Origin of the sequence: Xenorhabdus santafensis (assembly GCF_033949405.1) — a bacterium.
GTDB lineage: Bacteria > Pseudomonadota > Gammaproteobacteria > Enterobacterales > Enterobacteriaceae > Xenorhabdus > Xenorhabdus santafensis.
Genome location: NZ_VCDN01000021.1, coordinates 37,671 through 56,784, shown reverse-complemented (window position 1 = coordinate 56,784; position 19,114 = coordinate 37,671). Strand labels below are relative to the sequence as shown.

The window sequence follows — 19,114 nt, the reverse complement described above, 5'->3', positions numbered from 1 at the left end:
CAATCATGACAAGGAGCAAAATAGGATGAATATCATGAACGGGCTGACGGCGACCAAAAGCGGGTTACGCTTTACTTTTCAGCTGGCCGGCCTGCCTGAATCCACCTTTGCTGTGGGCGAGTTTTCCCTTCAGGAAGGGTTATCAGAACTGTTTACCCTCAACCTGACATTAGTTCAGTCCCTGCCTGATAATCCCTTTCGGCCAAAACCGGAAATCGATTTAACCGCGCTGCTGATGCAGGAAGCGGTGTTGCAGGTGTTTAGCGGTGCGACTCTACAACGCAAAATTACCGGCATCGTCTCCCATGCTGACTGGGCAGGTACTGATGGTAATAAAACCCTTTATACCGTGACAGTTCGGCCTGCTCTCTGGCGTCTGATGCTCAATCAGGACAGCCGGATTTTCCATCAGCAAAATGTCCCAGCTATCCTGAATAGTCTGTTGAAAAAACATAAAGTCCGTGCTGACTCGAAACTCTACGATCCCCATCAGGACCGGGAATATGTCACCCAAAAACGGGAATCTGACTATGGGTTTTTCAGCCGGCTGGCGGCAGAGGAAGGGATCAGTTTCTGGTTTGAAGATGAAAAACTGTTTTTCAGTGACAGCCATCTGGGGATGACGGCCGGACTGCCGCTGACTTACAGCCCGCAACCGGAAACCGCGCACGGGACAGAGACGATTTATCAGGTACGGCTGAGTGTCGGCATGAGTCCACAACGCAGTTTTCATAAAGATTTCAACCCGGAGAACCCGCGTTATCACCTTTCCCATATGCACAGCAGCGAAGGCTTCCGCGACTTCGGCAGCAAAACTCCCTATACCGTGTTTGAAAGTTACGGGCGTTTTCAGAAAGATGCGGCCGCTAAGCCGTTTCTCAAATATCGCCATGAAGCACTGGATAACCAGAAAAAAACCGGCAGCGGCAGCAGTAACTGCATAAAACTGATGCCGGGCAAAATTTTTGAGATAAAAAATCACCCGCACAAGCCGCTGAATGCCCGCTGGCAGGTAGTCGGTATCAGCCATCACGGGCGCTGCCCACAAGCATTGGGGCACGACGGTGGTGAAGGCACCACGCTCAGTAATCATTTCAGTTTTATCGATGGCCTTGCTGACTGGCGTCCGCCGTTCCACTACAAACCGCTGGCCGATGGCGATGAAACCGCGATGGTGGTCGGGCCGGAAGGGGAAGAAATTTTTGTCAATAAAGACGGCGCGATTAAAGTCCATTTTCACTGGAACCGCTATGACCCACCCGATGATGGCGCGTCCTGCTGGGTTCGCGTCGCACAGGGCTGGAACGGCAATGGCTATGGCTTTATGGCCATCCCACGTATCGGGCAGGAAGTGATTATCTCTTACCTCAATGGGGATATTGACCGCCCGATAGTGACCGGTTGTGTTTACAACGGCCTGAACCGCCCGCCGCTGGATTTACCCGCCCAGAAAACCCGCACGACGTTTAAGACCAAAACCCATAAAGGTAAGGGCTTTAACGAACTGCGTTTTGACGATGCCAAAGACCGTGAGGAAATTTATTTCCACGGTCAGAAAGATTTCACCGCCCATATCGAAAACGATGCCCTCTGGCATATCAAACACGACCAGAAACAGCGTATCGATAACAACCGTTATCACGAGATACTCGCTGATGACCATCATCAGGTGGCTGGTTCGCGCAAAATCACCACCGAAGGAGATGTTTCCCACCGAATTACGGGTAGCCAGCATATTCAGGCCGGCGATGCGACCGTGATTGACAGCGGGCAGGAAATCCACCTGAAAAGCGGCGGTAAGGTGGTACTGGAAGCCGCATCAGAAATCACGCTGAAAGTGGGCGGCAGTTTTCTGAAAGTCACCCCGGGTGGCATTCTCTGTTCACCGATTAATGTCGGGCAGGGTTCAGGCGGCAGTGGGCGCGGGTTGTCATTGCAATTACCGGAGGGTGTGGCACCGCTGCCGATGGTGGAATTTCCGGCGCATCCCTACTGCCCGGTATTGGCACAGCAGGACGCCAGCCCGGTGATTAAACCAGCCAAAAAGGAATAGAGATCATGATAGAAGAGATGATTATCGAAACGCCAATAAGCTGGCAGGCATGGTTGAGTGAATCCCATGATGCGCCAGTATTTTTTATCCTCAATTCGCTGGCAAAACCAAATCCGGTCGAACACTTTTACCTGAATGACTGGGTAGAACAGGCATTTCCTCTCTACAGCGGTACACCGATGCGCAAGATGCTGAAACAAAGCCCGTGGCTGGTACAGGTTAAAACTCGCCAGTTACCTCAAATAGGCATGATGCTGGATCGCCATGTCCTCAGTGACAATAGCTGGGGCTGGGCTTACCGCAGCGATGTTCCGTGGCAGGAGCAGCTTACCCACTGGCAACATCGGCAGCTGGTGATGATGGATGGAGAACAAGTGCTGTTCCGTATCATGGACAGCCGGGTCTTTGGCGCGATGGTGCCCGCCTTCACGCCCAGTGACTGGTCACTGATGCTGACACCCGTCACTGAGCTGATGATCGATATCCCACAACCGATGCTGTTTGCCCGTCCTGAAGGCTGCGGAGAGGGTAACAGTGAAATCCCGTTTACGCTGGGTGAACACCTGTTGGCTGTCTGGTTACATTCTCCTTATGGTCTGAAAATGTTAACCAGCTCCCTCTACAATGAGTTATGGGAAAACCACGGAAAAATGGCAAGGCAACTGGATCAGCCCGAAGGCAGTCTGGAACAACGTATTGAAAATTGGTTACGGCAAAAGCTGGAAGCCGGGCAGCGCATTGAAAAAGTATCCGGTCAGGATTATCTGCTGGCGATGGAAGAGGAAAAAGAACGATGAGTAATCAGAACCCGGTTTATAGCCGTGACTGCCAGGCAATACTTAAAGATGATTTATATATTAAACTTGTCGAAGATAGCACGAACACACCGATACCTAATGTGCCTTATACACTGAAAAATAAAGAAATAGAGCATTCAGGAACGAGTGATGCTCAAGGAATGAAGCTTGAAGAAGGTTTAACCAGTACCCCCTTCACGGCCACAATAGATCCGCCTAAGTCAGTGTAACTTTTGCACCTTATTTAATAGGCCAATGAGATGTGCAAAAAAGATACACATCCTATTAACAGGATGATAGTAAAAATATTTTTATCAGGAAGACGGATATGATCGAAGTTTTAAAAAAACATAAATATGATGATATGGCGTTACACCAAAGCACCCAGTCTGTCGCCGCATGTGATTGTCATTTCGAAGAAAAAGATGGCAAACAGATTAAAGTCATTGATGTTCCTATACTCACTTGTGAGTGTGTCTGGCGAAGGTATCAGAAAGAGGCTGAAGAGATTGTTGCCCCCGGTGGTGTGCTGATTGCTGACCCTAAAGAACGTAACAAACGCATTAATGCAGCTTACGCTAGTTTATGGCTGAACGATAACCGTTTCCAGTGGGCGGGTCTTGCTGCTTTCGCTTCTAAGCAAGTGGGATGTGGGTTGTTACATGCCTATGATACGGCTGAAAAGGTGAGAGTTGACAGAGAAGCTCAAAAACGTGTGGTTGAGCGCATAATCGAGGTAGATACATCATGGCAATCAAATTGGCCGGTTTATCCACAGTTGATGACTGAGAGTGAAAGTGCGAATCTTTCTGAATCGATGAAAAAGCATCGGCAAACCAGTGAAAACAATCCCTTGTCAGCGGCAACGGCGATCCCTGATGCAGGTTTAACACAGGCTTCATTTAATTATGTTTATGAAATGATGGCGTTAGGAAACACAACATTATTTTTGGATGTGTATCCATTGCATGCTTTTTATAAGCAACGTGGGTTAGAAGACCTCAAAACTTGTCTGCGATTACGCGAAAAAATCTACGGTAATAGACAGTTCCCAATATTGTGGCCGATAGGCCAAAAGAGGTTGCCATTTGGCCGCTTTTATAAAGAAATTCTGCAAACCTTTGAAGCGATAGAAGCAGGTAGTATTGCTAAAAGTGTTGAATATCTAGCTTATCATGAACAAGTCAATATTTTACAACCCTCAATGTACAGCGATGCTATTTTAGTTGGATTATTGCGTAGCAACCATTTCGCCTATGTCACAAATCTTCTCCCCGATGTAACAGAACCTGTCGAATTAACGCTGGCGAGTCAATGCCGACGTATCGATGATGGTAGAACTATTAGCTTTAGCGATAAGAAACCATATGCCAATCTCGCTGATGTTAATCAACGTATGCCTTTCGTGCTTAAGGCAGCAGAACGTTTTGATGAGATGCTACATAACAGCAATCGAGGTTTACTCGAAAAATCTCTAAAAAATATTGCGGCAGGGCGAGGTGTAGAATGAGTTTATTGCAACAAATAAGTCAACGACGTGCTGGTTTAATCTTCTCATTATTAATCGTGCTCAGTCTGACTGCGGTCTACTTCTATCACTCTTTTTATTCCAATAAACCTGAGATAGCGTTGATGATTGGTGAGCCTTATGAGAATATGCGACAACGCTCCAGTGCCGATATTGCTCCACACCTTCCGGGGCATGCTTGGTACAACGTTCCAAAAACGGATGCGCGTTTACGCTTTATTGATCCTAAATATGGATTTGTTACTCCCCCAGCTCGATTTTTTACTGTTATGTTTGATGACGGAATAATTGATGGCGTACGTATGTCACCACAAATTGAGCCGTTACTCTACAACGATGCAATCAAAATTGTGCTGGAGTTACAAGATCAGTGGCGTAACGCGGGTTGGGTACTTACCCTACCTAAGGAAGTTCCAGCCTTAGTAGACACTCCAGAATTGCATGAGAACCTTCGCAATATGAAAGGAGGTGCAGGAACAACATATTGGCAAGCCAATGATCAGTACCAGATTATGTTGAGTATGGCGCTTTTCGAAGATGTCCGGCATCCTGATGAAGAGCGTTATTTGATTACGCTGGCACTTGCCAAACCGTGGGTAAATCAATAACGCAAGCTCAAATAGGGGTGAGAATACTATCTTCTCACACCCCTTATTCAGGACAGTACATCAGGATGAGAGAGATGGGATGAATTTGTTACAACGTATAGGTCGGCAGCGCGCTGCTTTAATCTTCACATTATTAATCGTTTCAGGCTTGGCTAGCGTTTATCTTTTCCATTCTTTTTATTCCGATAAACCCGAGATAGCACTAGTGGTTGGTGAGCCTTATGAGGATATGCGGCTGCGTTCCAGTGCCGCTATTGATCCACACCTTCCGGGGAAAATTTGGCATAATATTCCCAAAACGGATGCACGCTTACGTTTTATCGACCCAAAATATGGATTTGTTACCCCTCCAGCCCGATTCTTTGCAGTTCTATATGCGAATGACATTATCACGAGTGTGCGCATGTCTCCACAAATCGAGCCATTACCCTACGATGATGCGATCAAGATTGTCTTGGATTTACAAGATCAGTGGCGTAAAACGGGTTGGGTTATGGCCAAAGGGTATAAACCCTTAGTAAATACACCGGAATTGCATGAAAATATTCGTCGTATGAAAGGTGGTGCAGGAACGACCTATTGGCAAGCTGGTGATCAGTATCAGATCAAACTGAATTTGAGGCGTTTTAAAGACGACAGGCATCCCGATGAAGAGCGGTATTTGATCACACTAGTGATTTCCAAACCGTGGTAATCAGGGAATAGCACAAACCAAAGTGGGTGCGAAAATGCCATCTTCTTACACCCATTTTTCAGAATATTGCTTCAGGGCGAGGTGTAGAATGAGTTTATTGCAACAAATAAGTCAACGACGCTCTGGTTTAATCCTCTCATTATTAATCGTTCTCAGTCTGATTGCTGTCTACTTCTATCACTCTTTTTATTCCAATAAACCCGAGATAGCGTTAGTGATTGGTGAGCCTTACGAGAATATGCGGCAGCGATCCAGTGCCGATATTGCTCCCGACCTTCCAGGCAAAATTTGGTATAATATTCCAAAAACTGACTCACGTTTACGTTTTACAGACCCAAAATATGGATTTATGACACCATCTGCCCGATTTTTTGTTGTTAAGTATAATAATGGGATAATCGAGAGTGTACGTATATCTCCACAAATTGAGCCATTACTCTACGACGATGCAATCAAAATTGTATTGGATTTACAAGATCAGTGGCGCAAAGCGGGTTGGGTGCTTACGGGAGGATACCATCCCTTGGTTAATACACCAGAAGCACATGACAGTCTCCGTAAGATGAAAGGTACTGGAATAACCTTTTGGCAAGCAGATGCTAAGTATCAGATCATGCTGAATATGGCACGCTTCAAAGATAATCGGCACCCTAAGGAAGAACGATATTTGATCACACTGGCAATTGCTAAGCCGTGGGTAAACCAATAACGCAAACTCAGATGGGTGCGAGGATATGATTTTCTCACACCCATTATTCAGGACAGTGTTTCAGGGCTAGGTGTAAAATGAGTCAAATACAACAAATAAGTCGGCGGTGCGGTGACTTAATCCTAGCGCTATCCATCATTCTGAGTCTGACAACCGTCTATTTCTACCATTCCTTTTATTCCAAGGAACCTGAGATAGCTCTGATAATTGGTGAACCTTACGAGGATATGCGACAGCGTTCCAGTGCCCCTATTGACCCACACCTTCCGGGTAAAATTTGGCATAGTATTCCCAAAACTGATGCTAGTTTACGATTTATCGACCCTAAATATGGATTTGTTACCCCTCCAGCCCGATTCTTTGCTGTTCTTTACGCTGATGACATTATTACTAGTGTGCGTATGTCTCCACAAATCGAACCATTACTCTATGACGATGCAATCAGGGTTGTACTAGATTTACAAGAGCAGTGGCGTAAAGCGGGTTGGATGCCTAAGTACACTAAGGAATCCCTACCTCTGGTGAATACACCAGAATTGCATGAAAATCTTCGCAATATGAAAGGTGGCGCTGGAACGACCTATCTACGAGCCGCTGATCAGTATCAGATCATGCTAAGTTTGGCTCGTTTCAAAGATGACCGACATCCTAATGAAGAACGGTATTTAATCACGTTGGTGATTTCTAAGCCGTGGTAAACAGGGAGTAGCACAAACCAAAGTGGTTATGAAAATATTATCTTTCACAACCACTTTTCAGAATATTGCTTCAGGGCGAGGTGTAGAATGAGTTTATTGCAACAAATAAGTCAACGACGTGCTGGTTTAATCCTCTCATTATTAATCGTTCTCAGCCTGGCTGCGGTCTACTTCTACCATTCCTTTTATTCCAAAGAACCTGAGATAGCGTTGGTGATTGGTGAGCTTTATGAGAATATGCGACAACGCTCCAGTGCGGAAATTGCCCCACAAGGTACGAGTAATATCGAGTTCAGAACTCCAAAAACCAATGCGCGCTTACACTTTATCGACTCGAAATATGGATTTATTACCCCTCCAGCTCGTTTTTTTACTGTTTCCTATAAAAATGGAATAATCAATAACATACGCATGTCTCCACAAATCGAACCGCTACTCTATGAAGATGCGATTAAGATTGTGCTAGATTTACAAGATCAGTGGCGCAAAACGGGTTGGGTACTTACTAAAGGGTATCACCCCTTAGCTAATACACCCGAATTGCATGAGAACCTTCTCCGTATGAAAGGTGGCGCTGGAGCGACCTATTGGCAAGCTGATAATCAGTATCAGATCAAACTAAATTTGGGGCGTTTTAAAGACGACAGGCATCCTGATGAAGAGCGATATTTGATTACACTGGCGATTGCTAAACCGTGGGTAAAGCCATAACGCAAGCTCAGATGGGTGTGAGGATGTTATCTTCTCTTCTCGCACCCATTAATCAGGATAATGCTTCAGGGCGAGGTGTAGAATGAGTCGGTTGCAACAAATAGGTCGGCGGAGTAGCGGTTTAATTTTTGCGTTATTAATCGTTCTCTGTCTGGCTGGCATCTATCTTTACCATTCCTTTTATTCCGCTCAACCAGAGATAGCACTGGTAATTGGTGAATCTTACTAAGATATGCGGCAACGCTCCAGCGCTAAAATTAGCCCACCATATGATAATGGCATCGGATTCAGAATCCCAAAAACGGATGCACGATTACGTTTTACCGATCCGAAATATGGGTTTATTATCCCTTCTGCACGATTTTTTACTGTTTCCTATAATAAAGGAATGATCGAGAGCGTGCGTATGTCTCCACAAATTGAACCGTTACTCTATGACGATGCGATCAAGATTGTATTGGATTTACAAGATCAGTGGCGTAAAGCCAACTGGGTACTTACCAAAGCTAAAGAGCGTCCGGCCTTGGCCAACACACCCGAATTGCGTAACGAGCTTCGCAATAGGAAAGGTTCAGCTGGGACAACCTATTGGCAAGCGGGAGAACAGTACTAGGCCATGTTGATTATGAGGCGTTTCAGAGATGACCGACACCCACGCGAAGAGCGATATTTAATCACGTTGGTGATTGCTGAACCGTGGGTAAAGCTATAACTCAATATCAGGGTGCGGTGAACCCTCCTAAGTCACGATAACGGTACCTGGCGATGCTCATGGTAGTTCTTGAATTCTGTCGACATCGTTAAGCAAGCTGTAGGCACTGTTATCGACTTATTTCGAATCTGGATTCTGTCCAATTTCGTCAAGGTTTTTCGATAACAGCTATTTTTCTGTTTTTAGGTATGAATTCTCTTGTTCTAAAAGCTGTATTTTTACTTCATTTGTGACGGTGTCATCATGTGTAACTTTTAGTGCTCCGAATGCCCTAATCAATTCAAATACATCAATAATTTTACCATCCTTATTTAAAACTGTAGTCGTTGGCAATTTCCCTTGTTTTATATATTGCTGCAAAGTGCTTTTTTCTTTTCTGTCAATCTTTCAGCTTCGCTTATTAATATTAGTACTACATTCGAAATAAGAACAAATAGATTTGTCCTTAATACCAATAAAGGGCTGATGAGTTATTTGGGTATAGAAATAATAGAAAGGGCGTAGAAAACGCCCCAATAGAGTTGCTTACGTAAGCTAGATGTGCAATTTATATCAGTATTCTTATTTTAATCTATACCATCCCATCAACATGACATAACCATTGATAATATCTATTATTTCTCCATTGCCAGTATTTGATGTTATTCCTGAAACAGAGTGGTTATGTGCACCAATATTTACAGAATGAGTGTGACTACCCTGAGTATCTGTATATGCAACTTTTTCATTATACTTATAAGTAGCTCCACGGATTACCACGCCGTGCGGAATATAACCTCCCCAGATAGGCTCCTGACTTTGATCATATGATAACGCCGTAGCATGCTTATGCTCACCCGCAGTGTTGGTTGATTTTACTCCATAATCAAATGAGCTTGTTGTAGCTGAAAATGAGTGATTATGGTGAGGAAGCTGTGTGCCTTTCAGAATAATAGCATCATGCCCTCCTGTTGCTAAAACGTTTGAACCATCTGCATCTGCCAACCTGATAGTTTTATTTTCACCAATATATTGCCACACTGTTTTACCATGGAATAACTCGTTTGGGTCCACATTATCAGCAAAAAACATTACAACACCAACTGGATATACAAGATTAACGATCGCAAGTTCCTTTTGCTCTAATTCTAATTCTTCTTCGGTTAATGTTTTTATTTTGTGTTTATTATTGTGAGTGCTCATATTATTTCCTCATTTATTAACAACGTAGATTGCTAATTAAGCCAAAGAGATTTAATTAAACATATCTTTGGCAATATGAGGCGGTGGGTTACTTCTCCGCCTATGAACATCAATAAAATCGGTTCATCAATACTGGAGAGTACGAGTTGGCTAATATTTGATAGGTAGCATATTTTGAGGACAGGATGACATAAAATGAAAAGAGGGGAATTAATAAAATATGTCTGATGATTGATAAAACTTAGTGAAATAAAGATGAAATTTCACACTTTTTAGCGGCTTGGTTTTATTGTTTCCCTGTAATTTTTCCTGAAAAACATCAAGCAATATATGGAAACTGTCTTTTGCATCCTGACGATAACTGGTTAAATCATAAAACAATTTTTCAACCAGAACGTTGGATTCTATTTTTGTCTGAACGGCATAGGTCGGCATAGTATTAATCCTTTAGGATATGAAAACTCAGGTTCTTTTTTCTCATCCGTGAGATGTCACTGGGTAAAACCTGCTTATCTGTCATCCCTGTTTTTATCTAACCATCAGGCAGGCAAACCCGATATTTACGCTCAAATTAAAAGACTCCCTTCGCCATCCGTACAACGATAGCGCGCACGGTGACGTGAGCCCTTCACCGATTATTCATTAACCAGTGGTTTAACATTCGAAAATCCGGATAAAAACGGCCTGCTTTTTCCGCTTCCCGCTTTGACTTTCCCCCAGTTTATCTGATTTCACTTACTTGCCAGAATCCCCCTAAAAATCTGGTCATGTATTAACCAGCGAGTTGTTGCGATAATCTTTCAGTTTTTGAAGAGCAAGGATTATCAAAATAAGCAATTTAACAAATCAATCGACTAATAAATAACTATAGAAACTATTCGAAAATCATCTAGTATAAATAAGATCAATAAACATATTAATAATTAAACGCCCAAGAATATATAAACAGAAAAATCCGAAAATCAACCCACTTCATTCAGTTTAAACCCAGCAGATTAAATAAATATAAACACCATTCATATATAGTTTATCGAACTGTAAAACAAAAGAAATATAGAGATAAAGTTTCTTATTTTCATTTAAGACTCTCAATCATTTTCTTTCTTTGCTGTTTTTGATGAAGAATAAATGTAGCAGGACAATCAGAATTTATTTACACTAATCAATGTAAATAAACTATTACACAAGCTATGCCTCCTTATCTAACAAGAGAACAATAATGAAAACTTCCCATAAGCTATTAGTCAGCCTGGTTTGTATTGTCACGCTCGCTGGCTGTGCACGTAATAAGCCGATACTGTTTCCTCAAACCACGATCATGAGCCATAACTCCCTGCCAAGTGTGAAAAAAGCGATTTTAGAAGCAGGTAAAAAACGCAAATGGATCATGACGGAAGTTGCTCCCGGTGTGATTGATGGATTACAGAAAAGCCGTGATCATGAGGCTCGGATCCGCATCACCTATACCAATAAAAACTACGTTATTAGTTATGCTGGCAGCCATAACTTAAGAGAACGTAACGGCACAATTCACCGCAGCTATAATCGCTGGGTTAATAATTTGGATAAAGATATTCAGTTAAATCTAGCCCTACTGGCTAATCAGTAATCATCAAATTCAAAACCTATTCCAATGGAAAAAATGCCTGATGAATAGGTTTTGATGCTTAATATTTTTTCAGGCTATTTTTCTGGCCATAGATATATCGGATATTTAAATATATGACCACACCCTACGATTATGACAAGGACGATATCAGTGCACTTGAGGCAATTACTGAAGCTCAGCGCATTGCTTTTGCTCCCATGCTATTCCAAACAGCCATTGGCCTGCGTGATTGTGGCATTTTATCCTTTCTGGATAAAAACCATAAAAATGGAGCAACGAGAGATGAAATTTGTGGTCATTCTGAATTAGATAATTACGGTGTAGGTATTCTGCTCGATATGGGATTGAGCGGCAGAATTATCATTAAAAAAGATGAACGCTATTTCCTCAGCAAAATTGGCCACTATTTGCTGCATGATAAAATGACGCGCGTCAATATGGATTTTACCCAAGATGTCTGTTATCAAGGGTTATTCCATCTAAAAGAATCCCTGATGAAAAATAAGCCCGCCGGGTTGCAAGTATTCGGCGAGTGGTCGACAATTTATCCAGCCCTCAGCCAATTACCCGAGCCTGCAAAAACAAGCTGGTTTTCATTTGACCATTTTTATTCCGATTCAGCTTTCAGTGCAGCCTTAAAAACCATTTTCTCCCTGAATCCCAAAGTGATTTATGATGTTGGTGGCAATACAGGAAAATGGGCATTGCGCTGTTGCCAATATGACAGTAAAGTCAGCGTCACTATTTTGGATTTACCCCAGCAAATAAAATTGGCTGAAGAAAATATACGCAGCCAAGGCATGGCTGATCGTATTTCCGGCTATCCCGTTGACATGTTATCGGATAAAAATTTACCCACCAATGCTGATATTTGGTGGATGAGCCAATTCCTGGATTGTTTTTCCGAAACACAAATTGTAGGCATTCTACGCAAAATCTCAGCAGCGATGAAACCAGATTCACGGATCTGCATCATGGAGCTATTCTGGGACTGCCAGCCTTTTGAAGCAGCGGCTTATAGCCTCAATGCGACTTCGCTTTATTTTACATGCATGGCAAATGGTAACAGTCGTTTTTATAGCATTAATGATTTTACCCAATTCCTTAATAAAGCAGGGTTGATAATAGAAAACCAGATTGATCAGTTAGGTCTTGGTCATACTTTACTGATCTGCAAAAAGCAGTAACACACGGTATTTCATGAAATTGACATTGGATATTATAGATTGGCAAGCAATTGCACCGGGAATTTCCACGCCTGAAGAATGGGCAGAGTGGTCTGCAACTTCTCCTGCAACAATTGATAAGTCACGCCCATTAGCAAAATGCACCCAATTGCCCATGATGACTGCCCGCCGCCTCAGCTCAGGCAGCCGTCTTGCTGTGGATTGTGGGTTAAGCATCCTGCGCCGTCAGCAAGTTGACGCTATCGTCTATACCAGCCGTCATGGTGAGTTGGAACGTAATTATCAAATATTGCAAAATCTGGCGCAGGCTGAGAGTGTTTCGCCAACCAATTTTGCCATGTCAGTTCATAACTCTTCTGTCGGCAATCTTACGATAGTGGCTAAAGCCCCTCTTGTTTCCTCTTCAGTTTCAGCTGGTGTCGACAGCTTTCAACAAGGGTTGTTTGAAGTATTGGCGCTGTTCCATGCCGGTCATAAAAAAGTGCTGATTGTCGATTTTGATGGGGAAATCCCTCATTTTTACAATGATGTCATTGATGCCAATACGCCAAGCTATCCCTTCGCAGTCGCTCTGCTATTGACGCAAGGAACATCCCTTAATTGCACCAAGCAGGCTTCACAGGAAACCGAGCCCAACCTTCCGCAAAGCCTCCAATTTCTTCATGGCTGGCTGCAAGGTAAGCAAAATTTTGTTGTTTCCGGAGAGCATTGCCGGTGGTGCTGGGCAGGATAAGATAATGAAGAGCATTGCAATCAATATCGCTGAGCGAATTAACTGGCTTTGGCGCTTACTCATGACAGGGCTCTGTTTTGCCCTGTTTGGTATTGGCGGTTTACTGCTTTCCCTGACCTGGTTTAATTTACTGCTGGTTTTTCAACGCGATGAAGAAAAACGCTGCCGCATTGCACGCCACAGTATTTCTTTCAGTTTTCGTTTGTTCCTTTTTCTGACCCGGAAATTAGGTGTGCTGGATTACCATTTCAAAGGATTGGAGAAAACTCGGGTGGATAAAGGGTGCCTGATCGTTGCTAATCACCCGACGCTGCTGGATTACGTTATCCTGGCATCAACGATGCCCGACGTCGATTGCATCGTGAAATCCTCGTTACTGCGCAATCCTTTTGTGAATGGCGTGATCCGTTCTGCCCGCTATCTCATCAACAGTGAAGCAGAAACGTTGCTTCCGGCCTGCCGAGAACGCCTGTCTTCCGGCCACAATATCTTAATTTTCCCGGAAGGAACGCGCACAACCCCCGGTCACCCTATTTCGCTTCAGCGCGGGGCGGCCAATATTGCCGTGCGATGCGAGTGTGATCTACGGATCATTCATATTACTTGCAGCCAAAAAATGCTGGATAAGAAAAGCAAGTGGTATCAAATTCCGCCGAAAAAACCGATTTATACCATCACAATTGGTGACCAGATCACCAACGAAAATTTTGCTGTCAGCACTGAAAATGGGCATGCCATTGCAGCCCGCCAACTCAATCGTCAGCTCACTCAATTACTAACACCAACAAATTAATCATAATCACTATCGGATACGATGATGCAAGAATTACATACTGAAATAAAACAACTCATTATAGATACCCTGAATCTGGAAGAGCTTACACCTGCTGATATTGACACTGACGCTCCCCTGTTTGGCGACGGCTTAGGGCTGGATTCTATTGATGCTCTGGAGCTGGGTTTGGCCGTCAAAAACCGCTATGGCATTGTGTTGTCCTCCGAAAGCGAAGAAATGCGCCAGCATTTTTCTTCTATCGCCACATTGGCACATTACATCCAGTCGCAACAAGCATAAGAACAAGGTGACATCATGGAAAAACAAGCCATTTTTCAGGAAGTATCACAATTATTAGTTCAGTTATTTGAGCTGGCTCCTGAAGACATTACGCCTGAAGCCCGACTCTATGAAGATCTGGAACTGGACAGTATTGACGCTGTTGATATGGTCGTTCATTTACAGAAAAAAACGGGCCGCAAGATCAAACCAGAAGCGTTCAAATCTGTTCGTACCGTTCAAGATGTTGTTGATGCTGTCGAGCAATTATTGAACGAAGAATAATTATCGAACGAAAAACAATAACAGGCGAATAATCCGCAAAGCAAAAATAGACACAAGCCGTAAATACTTGGATAGTTAATTGATTTTATTACTCCGCATTATCAATACCGTCATGTTAATCGCCTGGCCTTTCTTAGTGTGGGCGATGGTTACCTATGGTCACTTTCATGCCGTATTAACTGTCATTATTGTGTTTTTCGTTGTGCGATTACTGATAAACAAGCATCACGCCCGCAATCAGCAGAGCACAGGCTGGAATAGCGGCTGGATATTATCCATCGCGGGAATCACGCTGGGATTAGCCAGTTTATTCCTGCGCAATCATCACTTGTTGATGTACTACCCGGTCGTTGTCAATGCCGTTTTGCTGGTGCTCTTTGCGGGATCATTGCGTTATGGCCCTCCCATCATTGAAAGGATGGCACGCCTCAAAGAACCTGATTTGCCTCCGGAGGGAATTGCTTATACACGCAAGGTCACTTACATCTGGTGCCTGTTCTTTATCTTTAATGGTTCGGTGGCGCTGGGCACTTGTCTGTATAACGATATGAACCTGTGGACAGTATGGAACGGAATGGTGAGTTACTTGCTAATTGGGTTACTTATCTCCATTGAATGGCTGGTGCGTCAGCGGGTAAGGAAAAAATGAAAGTACAACCGATATCCCAATGGTTATCAGAGGATAATTGCCCCAATCGAATCATTTGCTGGGGAAGTCAGTTAATTAACCTGAAAACATTCCGGCAGGATGTCATTGCGCTGTATCTGCGTTTGAAAAACCAGCCCAGACAAGATGAAGGGCAAACCACTTCCCGCTGGGCACTGTGCTTTGACGATAGTTACTCCTTTTGTGTTGCATTGCTGGCAACGCTGCATGCAGGCCAAATCCCGGTAATCCCGGGGCATTGCCGTGAAGCTCAATTGCAGGAACAGCAATCCCTGTTTGATGGCGTTCTGACCGATTTACCTCTGGCACTATCCTGCCCTTGCTGGCAGTTAACCCCAGCTAGCCTTGCAACGGAAGTGGCATCCCAAGATCCGCTTCACAGCGAACTGCCAGCCATCTCACCCGATGCTTTTTTGGTGATATTCACCTCTGGTTCAACAGGAGTTCCCCAGCAGGTCATCAAACCAGTGGCTGTCATGGATCTTGAGTCCCAATGGCTGGCCTCTCTCTGGGGAGAACAACTCCAATCCTGTGTTATCCGGGCATCTGTCAGCCATCAGCATTTGTATGGTTTGACATTCCGCATCTGGTTGCCAATGTCACTTGGGCTGCCTTTCGACCGCAAGCGGGTGGAATTTCCGGAACAACTGAACAATAGCCCCCGTTGTGCGCTGATCAGCAGCCCTGCATTTTTGCAGCGGCTGGATTGCAGCCTCCCAGCCCCTGATTGTTCGTTTGTTGTGTCAGCGGGTGGGCCTTTGCATTTTACCCATGCTGAACAAGCCATGCAGTGGCTCAGAACCATCCCCAACGAAATTTATGGCTGTACCGAAACGGGTGTCATGGCTTGGCGCAGCCGTAAAACTGAGAACGCTGTCTGGATGAAATTTAAGGGCGTCTCATTTCTGGAAGATAAAGAAAAAAACCTGCGCGTCTATTCCCCGTTGCTTACCGAGCCTGCGGGCTTGGTTCTGGATGATCAGTTTGAATTTGATGATCAAGGCAACTTCATTTTGTTGGGACGCCGGGATCGCTTGGTAAAAATTGAAGAAAAACGCATTTCCCTGACAGAGATTGAGCGACGTCTGTGTGACACCCCTGAAATCATTGACGCGGCAACCCTGCTCATTAGCCGGGGAAAACGTCATCATATTGGCGCAGTAGTGGTTGTAGACAGCAGCGCCTACCAACGTTACCAACAACAAGGGCTGCGTAAATTGTCACAAGATTGGCGCAATCAATTGAAGCCTTGGCTGGAATCCGTCGCCTTGCCCCGTTATTGGCGAGTCGTCAAAGCTATTCCGTTGAACGCCCAAAGCAAGCGTTCATGGCCTGAGTTACAGGAACTATTTAATGAAACCCATTGAAATTCAGCGCGAGCAACCCGCTCAAAATGAAGCCATCATACAATTGTATTTAGATCCCGCTTTAGATTGGTTTCGTGGGCATTTTCCCATTCAACCTCTTTTGCCGGGTGTGGCCCAAATCGACTGGGTTATGCACTATGCCCAAACGCTGCTGGCACCGGGCTGGTCTTTTTCTTCCATTGAAATGGTGAAATTCCAGCTTCCTCTGCAACCGGATGACAAATTGCTGTTGAAAATCCAGTGGGAAGAAGAAAAACATCTCCTGATTTTTAACTACAGCGTAGCGGTTCCGAACGGAGGCGAATACCAAACTGCAAGCCAAGGAAAGATAAAGCTATGTCGTTGAGTTCAGACAGCATTGCGCCTTGTCCGGTCATGCCCTGCATCGTAATACCTTGCTATAACCACGGCGCAACCATGCCTGCGGTGTTGGAGCGGTTATCGTCCTACCAGCTCCACTGCTTTATTGTGGATGATGGCAGCGAAGCCGAAACTCAATACCGCCTTGAAGAACTGGCAAAAACCGTTCCCGATGTAACGCTTATCCGCCTTGAATCTAATCAGGGCAAAGGCGGGGCTGTGATGGCTGGAATGCGGGCAGCCGCGGATTCAGGATATAGCCACGCATTACAGGTTGATGCGGATGGGCAACATTGTCTGGAAGATATTCCCCTGTTTCTGACTAAATCCCGCCAATATCCCCACAAATTGATTTCTGGCAACCCGATGTACGATGTTTCGGTGCCAAAATCCCGCCTTTATGGTCGCTATATCACTCATTTTTGGGTTTGGGTCGAAACGCTCTCTTTTTCCATCAAAGACAGCATGTGTGGTTTTCGGGTCTACCCACTGGCTCCCACGCTGCAATTGTTGGCGAAACAGGACATTGGCCGCCGAATGGATTTCGATATCGAAATTATGGTACGGCTTTATTGGCAAGGTACAGAGAGTGAATTTGTACCGACAAAAGTCACTTATCCTGAAAATGGCCTGTCCCATTTTGATGCGCTGAGGGATAACCTCAGTATCTCATGGATGCATACCCGCCTGTTTTTCGGCATGTTACCGCGCATCCCATCGCTATTGTTACGCAAGGAATTGTTTCGAAAAGCATGGCTACGCAAGCATCACCATTGGTCAGACATCAAGGAGCGTAAGGGGCTGTTTGGCATGAAGTTTATGCTCGCCGTTTACCGCTGGTTCGGGCGCAAGCCTTTTGAATGGATACTTTATCCTGTCGTGGGCTATTTCTGGGCAACCGGTGGGGAGCAGCGTCAGGCATCCCGTCAGTACCTTGAACGCCTGCAACAGACAATGCAACGCAAAAATATTTCGATTCCAAATGGACTCAATAGCTACCGCCATTATCTGCGTTTCGGCGGAGCCATGCTGGATAAAATAGCCAGCTGGCGTGGGGATCTACAGTGGGGCAAAGATATCCAGTTTGCTGCTGATGCAGAAAAAATCCTCTCGGATGGAGATACCGGCGGTAAATTACTGCTGGTTTCACATTTGGGCGATATCGAAGTTTGCCGGGCTTTGGCCCAACGTGCCGGGCAAAAAACAATCAATGCGTTGGTGTTCACTGAACATGCGCAGCGCTTCAAACAGATCATTGAAGAAGTTTCCCCGCAAGCCGGGATCAATTTACTGCCGGTCACAGATGTCGGAGCGGATACCGCCATTATGCTGAAAGAAAAAATTGATGCCGGTGAATGGGTTGCCATTGTCGGTGATCGGATCGCGGTCAATCCCTCGCGCACCGGCACTCCGCACGTTGTATGGAGCCCATTTCTTGGTCATCCGGCTCCATTCCCGCAAGGCCCTTTTATCCTCGCATCGGTATTGCGCTGCCCGGTGCTGTTGATGTTCGCACTCAGACAAAATAATCAATTCAAAGTCTATTGTGAGCACTTCGCCAACCCTCTGAAACTGCCGCGCCAGCAAAGGGAACAGGTCTTGCAGCAAACTGTCGATCACTATGCTTCCCGCTTGGAGCACTATGCCCTCCAATCACCGCTTGATTGGTTTAATTTTTTCGATTTTTGGCAACTTCCTGCCAATAAAGCGAATAAAGAATGAGGAGTAAGACATGTTAACCCATCCCCGTTTTACTGCCGAAGTTGAATTAACTGTGCCTTTCCATGATGCCGATCCTATGGGCGTTGTCTGGCATGGGAATTACTTTCGCTATTTTGAAATCGCCCGTGAAGCGCTGATGAGCCAACTCAATTATGGCTACAGTGAAATGCGCGAATCTGGCTATGTTTGGCCTGTGGTTGATGCACGGATCAAATACCGGGCTTCTGTGCGCGTTGAACAAAAAATACGGATCAGAGCCACCATCGAAGAATTCGAAAATCGGCTGAAAATTGCTTATCAGGTTTTTGATGCTGCAAGCGGTAAAAAAACAACGATGGGTTACACCATTCAGGTTGCCGTTTCTGAAGAAACACAAGAAATGAGTTTTGTCAGCCCGGATATTCTGTTCGAACGCATGGGAGTAAAACCATGAAAAAA

24 protein-coding genes are annotated in these 19,114 nt (G+C 44.7%); 21 read left to right on the top strand and 3 right to left on the bottom strand.

Translation table 11 applies throughout. The features are described from left to right. Positions 1 to 25 precede the first annotated feature (25 nt). The 10 genes from FE392_RS06810 (at position 26) to FE392_RS06765 (ending at position 8,411) form a co-directional block, all read left to right on the top strand. On the top strand, positions 26 to 2,053 hold the full coding sequence (locus FE392_RS06810) for a type VI secretion system Vgr family protein (RefSeq protein ID WP_319929475.1): 2,028 nt from the start codon (positions 26 to 28) through the stop codon (positions 2,051 to 2,053). 5 nt (positions 2,054 to 2,058) lie between these two features. Further along, positions 2,059 to 2,850 carry a DUF4123 domain-containing protein gene (locus tag FE392_RS06805; protein ID WP_319929474.1) on the top strand — a complete coding sequence of 264 codons (792 nt, stop codon included), beginning with the start codon at positions 2,059 to 2,061 and terminating at the stop codon, positions 2,848 to 2,850. Next, positions 2,847 to 3,080 (top strand): hypothetical protein, encoded by a 234-nt coding sequence (locus FE392_RS06800; RefSeq protein ID WP_319929473.1) that lies wholly within the window; start codon positions 2,847 to 2,849, stop codon positions 3,078 to 3,080. Before FE392_RS06805 ends, FE392_RS06800 begins: the two co-directional genes overlap by 4 nt. 98 nt (positions 3,081 to 3,178) lie before the next feature. Beyond that, positions 3,179 to 4,360 (top strand): DUF2515 family protein, encoded by a 1,182-nt coding sequence (locus FE392_RS06795; RefSeq protein ID WP_319929472.1) that lies wholly within the window; start codon positions 3,179 to 3,181, stop codon positions 4,358 to 4,360. After that, the gene (locus FE392_RS06790) at positions 4,357 to 4,986 is read left to right on the top strand and encodes a hypothetical protein (protein WP_319929471.1); all 630 of its coding nucleotides are present in this window, start codon (positions 4,357 to 4,359) and stop codon (positions 4,984 to 4,986) included. Before FE392_RS06795 ends, FE392_RS06790 begins: the two co-directional genes overlap by 4 nt. 79 nt (positions 4,987 to 5,065) lie before the next feature. Next, positions 5,066 to 5,680 carry a hypothetical protein gene (locus FE392_RS06785; protein WP_319929470.1) on the top strand — a complete coding sequence of 205 codons (615 nt, stop codon included), beginning with the start codon at positions 5,066 to 5,068 and terminating at the stop codon, positions 5,678 to 5,680. 88 nt (positions 5,681 to 5,768) lie between these two features. After that, a complete protein-coding gene (locus tag FE392_RS06780; RefSeq protein WP_319929469.1) occupies positions 5,769 to 6,389 on the top strand; it encodes a hypothetical protein in 621 nt (206 codons plus the stop codon). 227 nt (positions 6,390 to 6,616) lie between these two features. Next, complete coding sequence (locus tag FE392_RS06775; protein WP_319929468.1) at positions 6,617 to 7,087, top strand: hypothetical protein; 471 nt, start codon at positions 6,617 to 6,619, stop codon at positions 7,085 to 7,087. An 87-nt stretch (positions 7,088 to 7,174) separates the two neighbouring features. Beyond that, positions 7,175 to 7,798 carry a hypothetical protein gene (locus FE392_RS06770; RefSeq protein ID WP_319929467.1) on the top strand — a complete coding sequence of 208 codons (624 nt, stop codon included), beginning with the start codon at positions 7,175 to 7,177 and terminating at the stop codon, positions 7,796 to 7,798. Between the two features lie 400 nt (positions 7,799 to 8,198). Then, positions 8,199 to 8,411: a hypothetical protein gene (locus FE392_RS06765; RefSeq protein WP_319929466.1), complete on the top strand. Its 213-nt coding sequence runs from the start codon at positions 8,199 to 8,201 to the stop codon at positions 8,409 to 8,411. A 267-nt stretch (positions 8,412 to 8,678) separates the two neighbouring features. Here the strand turns inward: FE392_RS06765 and FE392_RS06760 are convergent, their stop codons facing one another. The 3 genes from FE392_RS06760 to FE392_RS06750 form a co-directional block, all read right to left on the bottom strand. After that, positions 8,679 to 8,870 (bottom strand): hypothetical protein, encoded by a 192-nt coding sequence (locus FE392_RS06760; RefSeq protein WP_319929465.1) that lies wholly within the window; start codon positions 8,868 to 8,870, stop codon positions 8,679 to 8,681. A gap of 201 nt (positions 8,871 to 9,071) precedes the next feature. Then, a complete protein-coding gene (locus tag FE392_RS06755; RefSeq protein WP_319929464.1) occupies positions 9,072 to 9,692 on the bottom strand; it encodes a phage baseplate protein in 621 nt (206 codons plus the stop codon). Positions 9,693 to 9,902: 210 nt separating this feature from the next. Continuing rightward, complete coding sequence (locus FE392_RS06750) at positions 9,903 to 10,127, bottom strand: hypothetical protein (protein WP_319929463.1); 225 nt, start codon at positions 10,125 to 10,127, stop codon at positions 9,903 to 9,905. Between the two features lie 784 nt (positions 10,128 to 10,911). Here FE392_RS06750 and FE392_RS06745 point away from each other — a divergent pair. The 11 genes from FE392_RS06745 to FE392_RS06695 all read left to right on the top strand — a co-directional run bounded on the left by FE392_RS06745 (position 10,912) and on the right by FE392_RS06695 (position 19,109). Then, entirely contained in the window at positions 10,912 to 11,301 is a 390-nt protein-coding gene (locus tag FE392_RS06745) for a hypothetical protein (protein ID WP_319929462.1), read from the top strand. A 113-nt stretch (positions 11,302 to 11,414) separates the two neighbouring features. Next, positions 11,415 to 12,488, top strand: coding sequence for a methyltransferase (locus FE392_RS06740; RefSeq protein WP_319929461.1), 1,074 nt, complete (start codon positions 11,415 to 11,417; stop codon positions 12,486 to 12,488). Between the two features lie 13 nt (positions 12,489 to 12,501). Beyond that, on the top strand, positions 12,502 to 13,221 hold the full coding sequence (locus tag FE392_RS06735) for a beta-ketoacyl synthase chain length factor (protein WP_319929460.1): 720 nt from the start codon (positions 12,502 to 12,504) through the stop codon (positions 13,219 to 13,221). Positions 13,222 to 13,225: 4 nt separating this feature from the next. Further along, positions 13,226 to 14,014, top strand: coding sequence for a lysophospholipid acyltransferase family protein (locus FE392_RS06730; protein ID WP_319929459.1), 789 nt, complete (start codon positions 13,226 to 13,228; stop codon positions 14,012 to 14,014). A gap of 24 nt (positions 14,015 to 14,038) precedes the next feature. Further along, positions 14,039 to 14,296: a phosphopantetheine-binding protein gene (locus tag FE392_RS06725; protein WP_319929543.1), complete on the top strand. Its 258-nt coding sequence runs from the start codon at positions 14,039 to 14,041 to the stop codon at positions 14,294 to 14,296. Between the two features lie 12 nt (positions 14,297 to 14,308). Then, on the top strand, positions 14,309 to 14,560 hold the full coding sequence (locus FE392_RS06720; protein ID WP_319929542.1) for an acyl carrier protein: 252 nt from the start codon (positions 14,309 to 14,311) through the stop codon (positions 14,558 to 14,560). A 79-nt stretch (positions 14,561 to 14,639) separates the two neighbouring features. Beyond that, positions 14,640 to 15,209, top strand: coding sequence for a COG4648 family protein (locus FE392_RS06715; protein WP_319929458.1), 570 nt, complete (start codon positions 14,640 to 14,642; stop codon positions 15,207 to 15,209). Then, on the top strand, positions 15,206 to 16,594 hold the full coding sequence (locus FE392_RS06710; RefSeq protein WP_319929457.1) for an AMP-binding protein: 1,389 nt from the start codon (positions 15,206 to 15,208) through the stop codon (positions 16,592 to 16,594). The genes FE392_RS06715 and FE392_RS06710 overlap by 4 nt, the downstream gene beginning before the upstream one ends. After that, positions 16,581 to 16,940 (top strand): ApeI family dehydratase, encoded by a 360-nt coding sequence (locus tag FE392_RS06705; protein ID WP_319929456.1) that lies wholly within the window; start codon positions 16,581 to 16,583, stop codon positions 16,938 to 16,940. The genes FE392_RS06710 and FE392_RS06705 overlap by 14 nt, the downstream gene beginning before the upstream one ends. Beyond that, entirely contained in the window at positions 16,931 to 18,676 is a 1,746-nt protein-coding gene (locus FE392_RS06700) for a glycosyltransferase family 2 protein (RefSeq protein ID WP_319929455.1), read from the top strand. Before FE392_RS06705 ends, FE392_RS06700 begins: the two co-directional genes overlap by 10 nt. Positions 18,677 to 18,686: 10 nt before the next feature. After that, the gene (locus tag FE392_RS06695) at positions 18,687 to 19,109 is read left to right on the top strand and encodes an acyl-CoA thioesterase (protein WP_319929454.1); all 423 of its coding nucleotides are present in this window, start codon (positions 18,687 to 18,689) and stop codon (positions 19,107 to 19,109) included. Positions 19,110 to 19,114 lie beyond the last annotated feature (5 nt).